General features: G+C 70.9%; 14 protein-coding genes. 12 read left to right on the forward strand and 2 right to left on the reverse strand.

The window, feature by feature from the left end; all coding sequences use genetic code 11:
- The first annotated feature begins 1,104 nt into the window (after positions 1-1,104).
- Genes CG740_RS09075 through CG740_RS09100 form a run of 6 tightly spaced genes read left to right on the forward strand, consistent with a single transcriptional unit; the run spans position 1,105 to position 6,792 of the window.
- The gene (locus CG740_RS09075) at positions 1,105-2,700 is read left to right on the forward strand and encodes a pyridoxal phosphate-dependent decarboxylase family protein (protein ID WP_159030259.1); all 1,596 of its coding nucleotides are present in this window, start codon (positions 1,105-1,107) and stop codon (positions 2,698-2,700) included.
- A 40-nt stretch (positions 2,701-2,740) separates the two neighbouring features.
- Entirely contained in the window at positions 2,741-4,297 is a 1,557-nt protein-coding gene (locus tag CG740_RS09080; RefSeq protein WP_159030260.1) for a hypothetical protein, read from the forward strand.
- A gap of 47 nt (positions 4,298-4,344) precedes the next feature.
- Positions 4,345-4,893 (forward strand): hypothetical protein, encoded by a 549-nt coding sequence (locus CG740_RS40275; RefSeq protein WP_199846382.1) that lies wholly within the window; start codon positions 4,345-4,347, stop codon positions 4,891-4,893.
- 43 nt (positions 4,894-4,936) lie between these two features.
- Complete coding sequence (locus tag CG740_RS09090) at positions 4,937-5,737, forward strand: hypothetical protein (RefSeq protein WP_100574491.1); 801 nt, start codon at positions 4,937-4,939, stop codon at positions 5,735-5,737.
- A 39-nt stretch (positions 5,738-5,776) separates the two neighbouring features.
- Entirely contained in the window at positions 5,777-6,214 is a 438-nt protein-coding gene (locus CG740_RS09095; RefSeq protein WP_100574492.1) for a hypothetical protein, read from the forward strand.
- Between the two features lie 23 nt (positions 6,215-6,237).
- Positions 6,238-6,792 carry a hypothetical protein gene (locus CG740_RS09100; protein WP_100574493.1) on the forward strand — a complete coding sequence of 185 codons (555 nt, stop codon included), beginning with the start codon at positions 6,238-6,240 and terminating at the stop codon, positions 6,790-6,792.
- A 92-nt stretch (positions 6,793-6,884) separates the two neighbouring features.
- Here the strand turns inward: CG740_RS09100 and CG740_RS09105 are convergent, their stop codons facing one another.
- Entirely contained in the window at positions 6,885-8,045 is a 1,161-nt protein-coding gene (locus CG740_RS09105) for a sensor histidine kinase (RefSeq protein ID WP_100574494.1), read from the reverse strand.
- 7 nt (positions 8,046-8,052) lie between these two features.
- Positions 8,053-8,706, reverse strand: a complete 654-nt coding sequence (locus tag CG740_RS09110; protein ID WP_100574495.1) for a response regulator — start codon at positions 8,704-8,706, stop codon at positions 8,053-8,055.
- Positions 8,707-8,888: 182 nt separating this feature from the next.
- On the opposite strand from CG740_RS09110, the gene CG740_RS09115 reads away from it, so the two are divergent.
- From CG740_RS09115 to CG740_RS09140, 6 genes are all read left to right on the forward strand, one after another.
- Complete coding sequence (locus tag CG740_RS09115) at positions 8,889-9,785, forward strand: hypothetical protein (protein ID WP_100574496.1); 897 nt, start codon at positions 8,889-8,891, stop codon at positions 9,783-9,785.
- A 427-nt stretch (positions 9,786-10,212) separates the two neighbouring features.
- Entirely contained in the window at positions 10,213-11,433 is a 1,221-nt protein-coding gene (locus CG740_RS09120) for an ABC transporter substrate-binding protein (protein ID WP_100574497.1), read from the forward strand.
- A gap of 10 nt (positions 11,434-11,443) precedes the next feature.
- Entirely contained in the window at positions 11,444-12,337 is an 894-nt protein-coding gene (locus CG740_RS09125; protein WP_100574498.1) for an ABC transporter permease, read from the forward strand.
- Positions 12,325-13,200 (forward strand): ABC transporter permease, encoded by an 876-nt coding sequence (locus CG740_RS09130; RefSeq protein ID WP_100574499.1) that lies wholly within the window; start codon positions 12,325-12,327, stop codon positions 13,198-13,200. The genes CG740_RS09125 and CG740_RS09130 overlap by 13 nt, the downstream gene beginning before the upstream one ends.
- Entirely contained in the window at positions 13,200-14,249 is a 1,050-nt protein-coding gene (locus tag CG740_RS09135; protein WP_100574500.1) for an ABC transporter ATP-binding protein, read from the forward strand. Before CG740_RS09130 ends, CG740_RS09135 begins: the two co-directional genes overlap by 1 nt.
- Entirely contained in the window at positions 14,246-14,893 is a 648-nt protein-coding gene (locus CG740_RS09140; protein ID WP_100574501.1) for an HAD family hydrolase, read from the forward strand. The genes CG740_RS09135 and CG740_RS09140 overlap by 4 nt, the downstream gene beginning before the upstream one ends.
- The last annotated feature ends 2 nt before the right edge of the window (positions 14,894-14,895 follow it).

The following is a 14,895-nucleotide window of genomic DNA, read 5'->3' on the forward strand; positions in this document are numbered from 1 at the left end:
GCCGACGGATACCGGCCGCACCGGTGGCGTCCGGCGGTCGCGCGGCACGGCGTAAAGGATCTGCCGTTGGCCTATGCCACCGGCGAACCGCCTGCTTCCCGCCGCGCACCCCGGACAATTGCGGATTCGGCGCCGTCCGTAATGCGTTGCGGGCGTCATCGAGCGCCTTGCTCCTTTTCGGACAGACTCCCCGAAACGACACGACTGGCGAATGCGAGCCCCTACTGTTGTTTCTGCGAAGCGCTGACCAGGGCAGGATCAGGGCGCGGTCGGACCACCGCACACCTGACCGAACAAGAATTCGGTAAACGGCCGTGGAGTACTTCGCCTTCGGCGAGCGCTAGGGGGTGGGAGCCGGTGGTACGGGTGAAACGGAAGGGCACGAATGGGGGCGTTGCCCGGCAGGGCGCAAGGTGGCTCGGGGTTCGCGAATGCCCCACGGACAGATGTCGCACCACGGCACTGCCCGGTCCGGCCGCCTGTAGGTGAGTGCGAGGACTTTCCACCTCATCAGGCCGTGATTTCCTCCGCCGCACGAGCAGCACGAGCAGCACGAGCAGCACGCCCCGGACGAACTACCTGACCTGCCCGGCCTGTCCGACCTTTCGCGCCTGGACGCAAGGCGCGCCCCGTGCGAACTGCACAGCGCCTACGAGCCGCACAGAATTCACCGGCATGTGGCCCGTCGCACCATGGACACGTGACGGTCCACCGGAGCGGACCGACCCTTTCTCCCCGGCGGGGCACCCGCCGGATTCCACAGATTCCACGGATACCACGGACTCGACGGCGTCATTTGCGCCGCCCAACGACCCTCCGCTTCCGTTCGTTCTTCCGTTCCGTTCCCGCTCTCCCGCTCCTCCTCCCCTTCCTCTTTCCCTGCCAGCCGCTTTCCCTTTCCCTTTCACATTCCTGCCGCGCCGTGCCGGCCCGCGGTCCCGCCTCCACCCCGCGGGCCCCGCGCATCGTCCCGCGACCGCGTCTCGACCAGACGCGCCCGGACCTTCCGGCCCTTTCCCGCGATCCTCGACGTTTCTCATTCGTCCCGTCAGTCTCTGGCCATCGCCATGCCCAAAAACGTCACCTTCTTCAGAGGAGATCCCGTTGACGGAATACCGGTCGGAGTATCCCTTCGGTGTGCGGCACGACGGCACGGAGCCCGCTTCCGCGCAGGCGGAGCCCGGGTCCTCGCCGCCGTGTGCGACCGGAACGCTCGAAAGCGGCCTGCTGCTCGACGCGTTCGACGCCCAGCTCTTTCGCGAGCAGTCCGAGACGGTCGTGGCCAAGCTGGAGAAACATCTGTCCGACGTGTCCATCAGAGGGCTCGACCTGACCGATCCCGCGGCGCTCACGGACGCGGCACGGGCGCTGATGACGACGGAGCGCACCAGGATCGCGGCGTTCGACGAGCGCAAACTCGCCGGGATCGTCGACCTGTACATCAAGACCGGCATCCAGGTGCATTCGCCCGGCTACATGGGGCGGCAGTTCTCGGGCGTCGTGCCGCTGTCCGGGGTGATCGACTTCGTGAGCTCGGTCGTCAACCAGCCGTCCTCGTTCTACGAGGCCGCCCAACTCCCCAGTGTGGCCGAGCGGATCATGGCGGAGGAGCTGAACGCCTTCATCGGCTGGGAGCGGGACGGCTTCGCGATGGTGACCACGTCCGGGGGCTCGCTCGCCAATCTCACGGCACTGCTCGCGGCCCGCAACCAGGCCTTTCCCGGATTCTGGTCCGAGGGCGGGGCGGGGCTCGCGGGCCGGCCGAGGCCCGCCGTCGCGGTAGGGGACGACGTCCACTACAGCGTGGCGCGGGCCGCCGGCGTGATGGGCATCGGCGATGCGGGGATCGTGCGGCTCCCCCTGAACGAGCGGCACCAGATCTGTGTGGAGCGGGCGCCCGGGGTGCTGGACGCGGCCGAGCGGCGGGGCCTGAAGGTGTTCTGCCTGGTGGCTTCGTCGGGCACCACCGCGATGGGCGCCTTCGACCCGCTGGACGAGCTCGGTGACCTCGCCCGCGAACGGGGCCTGTGGCTGCACGTGGACGGCGCCCACGGAGCGAGCCTGCTGGTGTCCGACGAACTGCGGCACAAGCTGCGCGGGATCGAGAAGGCGGACTCCCTGACCTGGGACGCGCACAAGATGCTGTTCACGCCCGCGCCGTGCACGCTGCTGTTCTACCGGAACAAGGAGAACAGCCTCGGAGCGTTCCGCCAGCGGGCGAGTTATGTGTTCGACGAGGAGCCGGACGTCTATACGGCGCTCGACAGCGGCGAGAAGAACTTCGAATGCACCAAGCGCCCGATGATCATGCCGTTGTGGACGCTGTGGGCCGTATACGGCAGAGCACTGTTCGCGCGGAAGATCGAGTATCTGTGCCGGCTGACGGCCGACGCCCATCACCTCCTCGTACGGGAAAGCGACTTCGAGACGCTGCACCGCCCGGAGGCGAACATCCTGTGCTTCCGCTTCCGGCCCCCGGGGCTCGCCGAAGAGGACGTGCACGCATTCCAGGTGGAGATCCGCAACCGGATCAAATCCGAGGGGAACTTCCTCATCTCCAAGGTCGACGTGGGCCAAGTCGCGGCTCTGCGCGTCGTGATGATGAACCATCAGATCACTTCCGAGCACTTCGGCATGCTGCTCGGCGAAATCCGCAGGGTCGGACGGGATCTGCTCCGCCAGAACCGGCCGCCCCGGTGAAGAGGAACGGAAAGGCAACCGCGAGGAAGGAAGGCCGTCAATGACATCAGTGTACGAGCCGCAGTCCCAGGTGGCGCCCTCGGATGCCGCCGAGCTGGCGGGCCGGCTCATACCGGACTGGGAAGTGAAGCCGGGATCCGCGGCGGTCGTTCCGCATCTCGACTCGTTCGCCGGGAAGATCCGCGCATGCGAGCAGATCTGCCGGACCCCGTACAGCGAGATCTCGCACGATGTGCAGAACGCGTTGACGCTGCGCCGGCTCCAGCAGATGGTCAACACGTGTCTGCTGAATCCGCTGTGGCGGGACCGGCTCACCGAGGGCGGGGTCACGGGCGCGCCGGCCACCTTCGAGGAATGGCAGCGCATTCCGCTGTCCGACAAGGACACCCAGCGCGACTTCTTCATGGGAGAGCGGCCGGGAATGGTGGTTCCGCTCGGCCACGGCGGATTCGAGGTCGTGGCGAGCGGCGGCACCAGTGGCGGCCGCCCGCTGGAAATCGTGTACTCCTTGAGGGAGTTGCGCGACACCTATGAGATCGCCGGCCATTTCATGGGGACCTATCAGCTCGCCGCACATCTGCGGGGCACCGACCCCAAGTGGCTGTACACCACGCTGGCCGACTACCAGATGTGGAGCAGCGGCACCATGGTCGGCGGTGTTCTGCAGAACGTGCCGGGCGTCAACTACATCGGGGCGGGGCCGGTCTCCGCCGGGGTGCTTGAGCACATGTTCTCCTACCCCGGGCCCAAGGCCCTGATGGGCATCACGGCGGGCATCGCGATCCTCGCCGAACTGGGCGCGGGTCTGAGCCGTGAGGCCCGGGACAGCTTCCGGGTGGCCCTGTACGGCAGCGGGGTGCTGCCGCAGCGCAAGCGGGCCGAGCTCCAGGCGATGTATCCGAACCTGGCGATCCTCAGCTATTTCGCGGCCACCCAGGCCGAGACCATCGGCCTCCAACTGCGCTCCGAATCACCGTACTTGGCGTCGGTCCCGGGCCTGCACCTGGTGGAGATCGTGGACGAGGAGGGCCGCTGTGTCGGCGACGGCGAGGAGGGGGAACTCGTCGTGACGCGGCTGCACGCCCATGAGGCGCCGCTGCTGCGGCTCAAGCTCGGCGACCGGATGATCCGCCGGCCCCGCCTGGACGGGCCGGGGCTCAAAACGTCGCAGTTCGAGTTCGCGGGGCGCACCGGTGACGTGCTGCACCTGGCCGACAGCCAGTACTCGGCGGCCCGCGCCTATGACGCGCTGTGCGAGGAGCTGAGTGCGGCGACCGGGGTCGACCTGGACGAGGCGGCGCACGAGGTGCAGTTCGTCAACCACCGCGAGGAGCGGCTCATCACGCTGTTCGCCGCGGTGGACGACGTGCCGGGGCTGAGCTTCCGGTTCGACCGGGCGCTCGGGCCGTACGGGCTCCAGCGCGTGTTCGTCACCGCGGTGCCGCGGGCGCTGTCCCTCTTCAACCAGGGCGAGGCGAACCCGCTGTCGGTCGAGCGGACCGGCTACCGCTTCCAGGTCGTGTTCGTCCCGCGCTCCTCCCCCGAGATCGAGCGGACGGCGGTCGGGAAGGTGCCGCTGGTGCGGGACCGGGGCTAGGGCGCGGCGCACGGACGTATCGGCAGGACACGAGAACAGGAGTGAGGATGAACCCGAAAGTCAGCATCGTCGTGGTGGTGGACGTCATCGGGGCGCTCTCGGACGGCACCCTGCGCAACGGCAACCTCTGCATGATCGACGACGGTGAGCAGAGCACCGGTCAGGGGACGCCCGAGCTGTGCACGGTCGTCCAGCCCGGCCAGGTCGTCACCTGGTCCGCCCTCGCGGTCGACCTCCAGACCCCGGTCGAGATCAAGAGCATCACGTTCCTCGACCCGGATGCGGAGGCCGGGGATGCGGAGGCCGGGGATGCGGAGGCCGGGGATGCGGAGGCCGGGGACGCCGCCCATGCCCCGGAACGCACGGAAGGCGCGGCGGGCACCGGGAACGCGGGCGCCCGAAGCGAGCGGAACGGGCCCGGCCCCGAACGGAACGGGCACGCCCCCGGGCGGCACAACCCCGAGCTGGAGGTGTGGAGCGGGGTGGTGCCCCATCTGGCGCCGGGGGTGGCCCACCAGTACCGCCTGGAGGTGCAGATGTACGAGGGCGAGCACAGCACCCTGCACATCGCGTCGCCCGCACTGATGTGTCAGTGACCGAGGGCCCGGCGAGCGGAAACCCAACGAGGAAGGTGGGCTCATGCCCCAGCAGTTAGCGGTCATCGTGCTCGTGGACGTCGGCAACGCGCTGGAGTCCAGGACGCTGGAAGGCAACACGTACCTGTTCGACAACATGAAGTTGCAGGGCTCCGAGAACCAGGGCACCGGCGAGCTGGTCACGGCGATCAACGGCTCCTACTGGAGCGACGGTTCACAGGCCAGTGAGCAGGTCCTCAACTGGCTCCCCTACAGCCTGGGTTCGATCCCGCCGACCGTACCGCGCGGCTACGAGGCGGAGCGGGCCCGGCAGACGGACGAGCAGGCGCTGACCGAACTCGACCACTTGGCGGCCACCTCGGGCACGACCGGTGTGGACGCGGCGAGCGAGCTGAGCCGGATCCGGCAGAGCGCGGGCCGGCGCGTGAAGACGACCCGGCGCACCCGGGGCCGGCTCTCGGGCCAGAAGGTCCTGGACGTGACGGGCAACGTGGTGTCCGACGGGGGCACGCAGGCGCACAGTTACCCGGCTCCGGTGATCACCGACATCTGCGGGCAGGCCGTCGACGAGAAGGTCATCTATCCCGCCGAGTACGGCTCCCCGGACCTGGTGACCGACGGCTGGTACTGGTCGGCGACGGTCGACACCTCCCGGCCGGGCACCTACGCGTACACGATGCGGATCCAGCTCCACCAGCTGGTGGAGCAGGGCGGCGAGTCGCTGTGGGAGCCGGTGAACCTGACGTGCGAGTCGAAGATCCGGGTCACCACGGAGCCCAAGCGCAACGCCTTCACCCAGGCGGGCCTCGGTCTGCTGCCGGTGCCGCCGCGCGCGTTCTCGTAGACACCCCTGACCGGCAAGGACGAGTACGAGGAGGAGCGGATGACGACGAAACCGAGGCCGCGGCAGAGCCTGGCCACCGCCGGGCGGCCGATCTCCATCACCGCCGTGGTGGACTGCGTGGGGGCGCTGGCCTCCCACAGCGTGCACGGCCACCTGTATCTGTACGACACCAACAAGGCGGGCGGCTCGACCGGGTTCGGCACCGAGGAGCTGCGCACCAAGGTGCGCCGCGGTGACCGGCTGCTGTGGAACGTGCTGGCCCTGGAGTGCGAGGCGTTCGTCAGCATCGACGACATCGTGATCGACCGTGCGGTGGTCGAGCCGGAGCGCAGGACCTATCCGGGCACCGATGTCGCGTACTGGATCGGCACGGTGAAACGGGACGCCGTCCTGGACACGCCGTACCGGATCAAGTTCCGGGTGGGCACGAGGACCGAGCCCATCACGACCACGCTGTCGCCGGCCCTGTTCGGCTGAACGCCGTGTCCGAAGGAGGAGCGTTGAGCACCAGTACGCGCACCAGCGAGGTGGAGAAGCAGAACCCCGGCCAGCTGAACTCCGTGCAGCTGAACATCGTGACGCTCGTGAACATGGAGCGGGCCGTGCGGACGGGTTCGCTGAAGGACTCCCTGTTCATGATGGACAACAGCGTGGGCGGCACCGGCCAGGGCACCCACCAGCTGGAGACCGTCTGCAAGCAGGGCCAGGTCCTGAACTGGATCATCCGGCCGATCGACATGGAGAAGCGCATCGACGGCACCTGGCCGCCGATGCCGAAGATCAGCAGCCTGGTCTTCCTCGACACCGAGAAGGGGGACGAGGAGGACGTCAGCGAGCGGAAGATCTGTACCGAGCTGAAGATCTACGGGATGCCGGACCGGATGCGCGACCCCTTCACGCCCGTCTACTACTACTGGGCCGGCACGGTCCTGAGCACCACGCGGCCCGGGGTGTACCGCTACCGGCTCGTGGTGGAGCTGGAGCAGGACGGCAAGAAGGAGAAGGTGTATCTGAACACCGTCGAGCATCCTTCGATCCGGGTGCTCGCGGTCTGACCGGCCCCTTCGACGCCCCGGCCGCCTCCGCACCGGTGGCCGGGGCAGGGCGGGTGCGGCGGGTCCGGTCGCCCCGGCCCGCCGGGCCTGCCCTAGAGCCGTACGCGGGGATCGTCGTCGAGCGGGAGGACGGCGATGACCTGCCAGCCGCCCTCGGGTGCGGGGCCGGTGGCGAGCGTGCCGCCCATCGCGGTGACGCGTTCGGTCAGGCCCGCGAGGCCGAAGCCGCCGCCGCGGGCCTGTTCGGCGAGGGCGACCGCGCTGGATCCGTCGTCGGACACGCGCACTTCGAGGCCGCTCCCGGTGGTGCGGATGCCGATGCGTACGGCGGTGGCGTCGGCCGCGTGTTTGCGGACGTTGGTCAGCGCTTCGCGCACCACGCGGTGGGCGAGGGCGGCGGCGTCGCCCGGCAGCCGTTCCTCCAGGCCGGTCTCGATGGAGAGGACGGCCGGGGGGCCTGCCCGGGAGAAGCGGGCGGCGAGTTCACGGACCTGGGCGATCCCGGCGACCGGTTCGGTCTCGGGGTCGCCCTCGCGCAGTACCCGCACCAGGCGGCGCATCGCGCCGAGCGCCTCGCCGCCGGCCTCCTCGATGCGGGCGAAGGACTCGGCGGCGCGTTCGCCGGAGAGGGCGGTGAAGCGGGCGGCCTGGGCCTGGACGACGATGCCGGTGACATGGTGGGCGATCAAGTCGTGCAGTTCCCGGGCGAGTTCGATGCGCTCGGCGGTCCGTACGGCCTCCAGGTCGCGCATGCGCTGGCCCGACTGGGCCCGCATCAGGAGCGAGAACGCGCTGACCACCACGGCGAGGACCGCGAAGAGCAGGGTGAACCGGCCGGGGTCGGCGTCGCGTACCGGGGCGGCCGCACAGCCGAGGCCGAGGACCGGGCCGAGGACGGCGGCGGTGCGGGCGGGTGCGTACAGCAGGACGGAGGAGAGCAGCACCAGCAGGGCGATCGCCTCGCCCATCCCCCAGACGGCCTGGGGCCGGTCGGCAAGGAGCAGCGCCGTAGCGGTCCAGCTGACGGCGGCCGCGGCCCAGGCGCGCGGGACCAGCGGGATCCTCGCCCAGGGCACCGCGCACACGCACACCACGATTCCGGCGCACCACACGATGGCGTGCGGCGGGGTGGGCTGGCGGGCCAGCGCCACGCCTTCGTAGGTGACGAGGGCCACGAGGACGGCGGCGAGCAGCGGGCGGGCGCAGGCGGCGGCCCGGGGGTGGCGGCGCAGCCAGCTGCGTACGGGACTCACGCCTGCCTCACGCGGCGCTCGTGGCCAGTCCGCTCTCCCAGGCCCAGGCGGCGATCTCGACGCGGTTGCGGGCGCCGAGCTTGCCCTGGACGTTGGCGAGGTGGGTCTTCACGGTGGACAGGGAGACGTACAGCTCGGCGGCGATCTCGGCGTTGGTGGCGCCACGGGCCAGGCAGCGGACGACATCGCGTTCGCGTTCGGTGAGCGGCTCGGTGGGTTTGCGTACGCCGTCGGCGGGGCGGGCGGTGGCGAGTTCTTTCAGCAGCCGCACGGTGATGGCGGGCGAGACGAGGGAGTCCCCGGCGGCCGCGGCGCGTACCGCTTCGACGAGCATTTCGGGGCTGGCGTCCTTGAGGAGGAATCCGGAGGCGCCGCCGTGCAGGGCCGCGTGGACGTATTCGTCGAGGTCGAAGGTGGTGCAGATGACGATGCGGGGGCGCTCGCGGCCGGCCAGGCGGCGGGTGACTTCGAGGCCGTCGAGGCCGGGCATCCGGATGTCGAGGAGCAGCACGTCGGGCTTCAGGCGCTCGACGGCTTCGAGGGCGGCGTGCCCGTCGACGACGTCGGCGAGGACCTCGATGTCGGACCTGCTCTCCAGGATCATGCGGAATCCGGTCCGGACCATTTCCTGGTCGTCCGCGATGACCACTGTGATCGACATGCCCCTATATGAGCAGGTTCGGCCGGAGGCCCGCAAATTCGGGGCGCCCGGCCGGGCCGGGTCGGGCGCCGGACGGTCCCTTCGCACGGACGGTCCCCTGCGCGGACGGCCCCCTTACAGTGGAATCCGGTCCGTGGTTGTTCCGTGGGTGTTCCGTGGCCGTCCGGAACGGGGGTGTCGGAGTGGGCGTCGCGTCGAGCCCGGTCGTGCACGGCTATCCGCACCTGGCCACCGTGCGCGCGGCCATCACCGCGCTGCACCGGCGGCTCTCCTACGACGGGCTGCACGGGTACGCGACGAGCGTGCTGCCCGTCGATGTGGCCTTCGCCGATCACGACGACCTGCATCTGGGCGCTCAGCGGGTGGCCCGTGCGCTGGTCCAGCACCTGCGGCTGCCGGATGCCCGGATGGTCGTGGGCTTTCGCGAGATGCAGCACGCGGCGAGCGTCGAACTGGCCGCGGGCCCCGAGTACTTCATCGAGCTGAACGACCGGTTCCGCGGCCACCGCCGTGACATCGGGGCGGCGCTCGCGCACGAGATCACGCACGTACTGCTGCACCGCCTGGACCTGTCGTTCCCGGGGACCCGGGACAACGAGATCCTCACCGACACCGTGACGACGTATCTGGGGGCGGGCTGGCTGCTGCTCGACGCGTTCCGCGAGGACGCGATGACCAGCCAGAAGCTGGGGTATCTCACGCCGGAGGAGTTCGGGTACGTCCTGGCGAAGCGGGCGGAGCTGTTCGGTGAGGATCCGTCTCCCTGGTTCACCAGCCCGCAGGCCTGGCCCGCGTACACGGCGGGTGCGGCGCTGGCCCGCCGGGACGGGCAGCAGCCGCCGCTGACCGCGGCGGGCTGGGCGGGCCGACGGCGCTACGCCAAGGACCGCCGCCACGCGCAGGAGCACGGCGGCGCCTGGGCGGACGCCGGCTCCCCCTACGCCTTCGAGCCCGGCCCGGACGGGCTGCGGGTCCGCTTCCCGTGCCCGACCTGCCACCAGCGGATCCGGGTCCCGGTCCGCGGCCGGGTCCGGGCCCGCTGCGGTCTGTGCCGCACGGTCCTGGAGTGCGACACGTAGCCCTTCGCAGGGTGCGGGGCCCGTGCGGGGTGCGGGGCGGTACGGGGTGCGGGGCCCCTGCGGGGTGCGGGGCGGTACGGGGTGCGGGGCCCCTGCGGGGTGCGGGTCCGCTATTTGCGCAGTTCCCCGCGCCCCCGGGCTTTCCCCCACCCCGCCCCTTCCCGAGACCCTCCGGGGGTGAGTGCGTCGGCTGCGGACCGTGCGTGGCTGGTCGCGCAGTTCCCCGCGCCCCTAAATGCCTGGTGCGGGATAGCACCGGAGCATTTCAGCCCGTCCGGCGTTTGAGGACGAGCGCCCTTAAGGCGCGAACGGGGTCTGGGGCGGAGCCCCAGGGGTTGGAACCGGCCAAGGCGTGACCGGATCCGCCTGCCAACCGCATCGCCCCGGCCGCCCGGCGTTAACCGGCCAGACATCCACCCCCTTCGTAATGGAGTTGTCTGTACAACAGTTGTCCGTACAACTTGGAGCTCCCGTGATCGCCCCCCGTATACGCACCGCAGGCCTCGCCGTGACCCTGGCCGCCTCCGCGCTCGCCCTCGCCGCCTGCGGCGCCAAGTCCGGGGCGTCCAGCGCCGCGGCCGACTCCGGCAAGGACGGCAAGGACGGCAAGAGCCTCGCGACCGCCGCCTCCCTCCAGGACGCGGGCGGCATGGACGCCCTGGTCGCCGCCGCGAAGAAGGAGGGCACGCTCAACGCGATCGCCATCCCGCGCGACTGGGCCAACTACGGCGCGATCATCGACGGCTTCCAGAAGAAGTACGGCGTGAAGGTGTCCGTCGAGAACCCGGACGGGGCCAGCGCGGACGAGATCAACGCCGTCAAGACCCGCAAGGGCCAGGACCGCGCCCCCGACGTCCTCGACCTCGGCGCCTCGTTCGCGCAGTCCGCGGGCGAGCAGGGCCTGACCGCCCCGTACAAGGTCGCCGGCTTCGACAAGATCCCCGCGGCCCAGAAGGACGCGCAGGGCCGCTGGTTCAACGACTACGGCGGCTATGTCTCCATCGGCTGCGACGCGGGCCGCGTCAAGGTCTGCCCGACGACCTTCGCCGATCTGCTCAAGCCCGAGTACAAGGGCCAGGTCGCGCTCAACGGCAACCCCACCAAGTCCGGTTCGGCCTTCGCCGGGGTGTACGCGGCCTCCCTCGCCAACGGCGGCTCGCTCGACGACATCCAGCCCGGCCTCGACTTCTTCGCCAAGCTCAAGAAGGCCGGGAACTACAACCCGGTGGAGTCCACCCCGGCCACGGTCGAGAAGGGCGAGACCCCGATCAGCATCGACTGGGACTACCTGAACGCCGGCTACGCCGACCAGTTCAAGGGCAAGGGCCTGAACTGGAAGACCGCGGTGCCCTCCGACGGCGTCTACGCCCAGTACTACTCCCAGGCCATCAACAAGGACGCCCCGCACCCGGCGTCCGCCCGCCTGTGGCAGGAGTACCTGTACTCGGCCGAGGGCCAGAACCTGTGGCTGAAGGGCTACGCCCGCCCCGCGCTCATGGCCGCCATGGACAAGGACGGCACGCTCGACAAGGCGGCCGCCGCCAAGCTCCCGCAGGTCTCCGGCACCCCCACCTTCCCCACCGAGGCGCAGAACACCAAGGCGAAGACCGCCCTCGCCGGCGGCTGGGCCAAGGCGATCTCGGGCTGATCACTCCATCATGACTGTCGCCACCACCTCAACGCCCGCCGCAGCGGCGGCAGTTGAGCGGCCGAAGGAATGCCGGGGCCGCAAGCGCCCCGGCGCCTGGCTCGCCGCGCTCCCGCTGCTCGCCTTCGTCGCGCTCGCCTTCGGGCTTCCGGCGCTCGCCATGCTGAACGGCGCGCTGTCCGTCGACGGCTCGTACGGGCTCGGCAATCTGAGCCAGTCCGTGCAGGGCGCCTACTGGACCGCCCTGCTCGGCAGCGTGAAGCTCGCGGCCACCACGGCCGCCATCGCGGCCGTGCTCGGGCTGCTGCTCGCACAGGCCGTCGTCACCTCGCGCGGCAGGGCGCTGCGCGAGGCCGTGCTCACCGCCTCCGGCGTGCTCGCCAACTTCGGCGGGGTGCCGCTCGCCTTCGCGTTCGTCGCCACCCTCGGCAACGCGGGCGTCCTCACCACCAAGCTGGGCCTGGCCGACCACGGCTGGAGCCTCTACAGCTTCTGGGGGCTCGCCCTGACCTATCTGTACTTCCTCATCCCGCTGATGGTGCTCACCGTGGCGCCGGCCCTGGACGGGCTGCGCCCGCAGTGGCGCGAGGCCGCCCAGAACAGCGGGGCGAGCGCCTGGCAGTACTGGCGCCATGTCGGCATCCCGGTGCTGCTGCCCACGCTGCTCGGCGGCTTCGTGCTGCTGTTCGGCAGCGCGTTCGCCGCATACGCCACGGCCGCCTCGATGGTGGGCAGTTCGGTGCCGCTGGTCACCATGCAGATCGCGGACGCGCTGTCCGGGAACGTGCTGGTGGGCCAGGAGAACGTGGCGCTGGCCCTCAGCCTCGACATGGTGATCGTCGCGCTCCTGGTGATGGCCGTCCATCTGCCCCTCCAGCGAAGGAGCGCCCGATGGCTCGCCTGACGCATCCGCTGCGCCCCTGGCGCGGCGCGGTCCTCATGATCGCCGGCGCCTACTTCGCGGTGCCGCTGCTCGCGTCCCTGGTCTTCACCGTGGATGTGCCCGGGCAGGGCTTCACGCTGGACTCGTACACGCAGATCTTCGGCGCCGACGGGTTCACCGCGGCCCTGCTCAGATCGCTCGGCCTCGCGCTGGCCACGGTGGCGCTCGCCCTGCTCCTGACCCTTCCGGCCGCGCTCGCGGTGCGTCTTTCCGGCTCGGGGCGGCTGCGGGCGGTGCTCGAAGTGGTGTGCACGCTGCCGCTGGTGGTGCCGCCGGTCGCGCTGGTCGCGGGTCTGGGCACGGTCCTCAAATGGGGGCCGGACCATTTGGCGACGACGCCGCTGTACGAGACGTTCGTGGCGATCCAGAACCCGTCGTTCCCGTTGGTGCTCGTCTTCGCGTACGTCGTGATGGCGCTGCCGTTCGTGTACCGCTCTCTTGAGGCGGGTTTGCGGGCGGTGGATGTGCGCACCCTGGTGGAGGCCGCCCGCGATCTGGGGGCGTCCTGGCCGCGGGCGCTGCTCACGGTCGTGCTGCCCAATCTGCGCACCGCGCTGCTCAACGCCTCGTTCCTGGCGCTCGCCCTGGTGCTCGGCGAGTTCACGGTGGCCTCGCTGCTCGGGTTCCAGCCGTTCGCGGTGTGGATCGTGCAGGCCTCCGGGGCCAACGCCCAGCTGTCGGTGGCGGTTTCGCTGCTCAGCCTGCTGCTGACCTGGGGGCTGCTGCTCGTCCTGACCGGCCTCGCCCGCACCCGGGGCGGCCGCACCGGCCGTATCCGCGCCCTCCGCGGCACCCGCACGATTCGTAAGAAGGAAGCCGTCTGATGACCACCGCACCGCCGCGTACCGGCACCGCCCTCACGATCCGGGGCCTGCGCCGCACGTTCGGGCCGACCGTGGCCCTCGACGGGCTCGACCTGGAGGCCGCGCCCGGTGAACTCCTGGCGCTGCTCGGCCCGTCCGGCTGCGGCAAGACCACCGCGCTGCGGGTCCTCGCCGGCTTCGAGCGTCCGGACGCGGGTGAAGTGCTGCTCGACGGCGAGGACATCGTGCCGGTGCCGGCCAACCGGCGCGACACCGGCATGGTGTTCCAGTCCTACAGCCTCTTCCCGCACCTGAGCGCGGCCGACAACGTGGCGTTCGGGATGCGGATGCGCAAGGTTCCCGCCGCCCAACGACGTTCGCGGGCAGCCGAGTTGCTGGAACTCGTCGGTCTGCCCGAGCACGGCGGCCGCTTCCCGCACCAGCTGTCCGGCGGTCAGCAGCAGCGCGTCGCGCTGGCCCGCGCGCTCGCCCTCCAGCCGCGGCTGCTGCTCCTGGACGAGCCGCTCTCGGCCCTGGACGCCAAGGTCCGCGTCCAGCTGCGCGAGGAGATCCGACGGCTCCAGCTGGAGCTCGGCATCACGACCGTGTTCGTCACCCACGACCAGGAGGAGGCGCTGTCGATGGCCGACAAGGTCGCGGTGATGCGCGGCGGACGGCTCGAACAGTGCGCCGCCCCGGCCGAGTTGTACGACCGTCCGGCGACCGCGTTCGTGGCGTCCTTCATCGGGACGATGAACCGCGTCCCCGGCACGGTCGCCTCCGACGGGCTGGCCGAGGTGCTCGGCGTACGCCTGCCGGTGGACGGCCCGGCGACCGGGACGGTGTTCCTGCTGCGCCCGGAGGCCCTTGAGGTGACCGAGGGCGGACCCGACACCGTGCTCAGCAGCGCCTTCCACGGCGCGAGCACCCGCCTCTCGGTGCGCCTCGCGGACGGCACCGAGGTCAAGGCCGATCTGCCCTCGCACGCCGCCGGTTCCTTCGGCGCGGGCGCCCGCGTCACCGTCACCCCGCAGCGCCGGCCCGTACTCGCGGCGGGTGAGGCGGCATGAGCGGGCTGCGCGCGGTCCTGTTCGACATGGACGGCACCCTCGTCGACACCGAGGAGGCCTGGGTCGAGGTGGTCGAGCAGGTCGCGGCCCGCCACGGACACACCCTGGCCGGCGAGCGGCGCCGGTCGGTGTACGGGCGCTCGGTGGAGGACACCGCCGAACTGCTGCACTCCTTCCTCGGCGCCTCGCGCGAGCACCTGGCCGACGAGCTGGGCGCGGACTTCGCCGCGCGCCTCGCGGACGGCGCCGAGCCCCGGCCGGGCGCCCTCCAACTCCTGGGCGCGCTGCGGGAGTCGGGGGTGCTCACCGCACTGGTCTCGGCGTCCCCGCGGGCGATCGTGCGCCGGGTGGCGACCTCGCTCGACGGCCATCGCTTCGACGCGGTGTACGGGGCCGAGGACACCGAGCGGACCAAGCCGGCGCCCGACCCGTATCTGGCGGCGGCCGCGGCGCTCGGCGCGGACCCGGCGCGCTGTGTGGCGGTGGAGGACACCGCGACGGGCGTCGCCTCGGCGGAGGCGGCGGGCTGCGCGGTCCTTGCGGTGCCGTCGGTCGAGCCCATCGCGCCCGCCCGGGGACGGACGGTGGTGACTAGTCTGGAGGAGGCGGACCTCTCCTTGCTCCGCTCACTGATTGCCAGTTGAGG

The sequence above is a fragment of the Streptomyces sp. CB01201 genome (genome assembly GCF_002803085.1).
Classification (GTDB): Bacteria; Actinomycetota; Actinomycetes; order Streptomycetales; family Streptomycetaceae; genus Streptomyces; species Streptomyces hundungensis.

Bases quoted from the DNA above. Each gene is read 5' to 3' on its own strand.
- CG740_RS09120 (WP_100574497.1), top strand. From the start codon at position 10,213: ATGGAGTTGTCTGTACAACAGTTGTCCGTACAACTTGGAGCTCCCGTG.
- CG740_RS09090 (WP_100574491.1), top strand. From the start codon at position 4,937: ATGCCCCAGCAGTTAGCGGTCATCGTGCTCGTGGACGTCGGCAACGCG.
- CG740_RS09110 (WP_100574495.1), bottom strand. From the start codon at position 8,706: ATGTCGATCACAGTGGTCATCGCGGACGACCAGGAAATGGTCCGGACC.
- CG740_RS09135 (WP_100574500.1), top strand. From the start codon at position 13,200: ATGACCACCGCACCGCCGCGTACCGGCACCGCCCTCACGATCCGGGGC.
- CG740_RS09080 (WP_159030260.1), top strand. From the start codon at position 2,741: ATGACATCAGTGTACGAGCCGCAGTCCCAGGTGGCGCCCTCGGATGCC.
- CG740_RS09095 (WP_100574492.1), top strand. From the start codon at position 5,777: ATGACGACGAAACCGAGGCCGCGGCAGAGCCTGGCCACCGCCGGGCGG.
- CG740_RS09140 (WP_100574501.1), top strand. From the start codon at position 14,246: ATGAGCGGGCTGCGCGCGGTCCTGTTCGACATGGACGGCACCCTCGTC.
- CG740_RS09130 (WP_100574499.1), top strand. From the start codon at position 12,325: ATGGCTCGCCTGACGCATCCGCTGCGCCCCTGGCGCGGCGCGGTCCTC.
- CG740_RS09125 (WP_100574498.1), top strand. From the start codon at position 11,444: ATGACTGTCGCCACCACCTCAACGCCCGCCGCAGCGGCGGCAGTTGAG.
- CG740_RS40275 (WP_199846382.1), top strand. From the start codon at position 4,345: ATGAACCCGAAAGTCAGCATCGTCGTGGTGGTGGACGTCATCGGGGCG.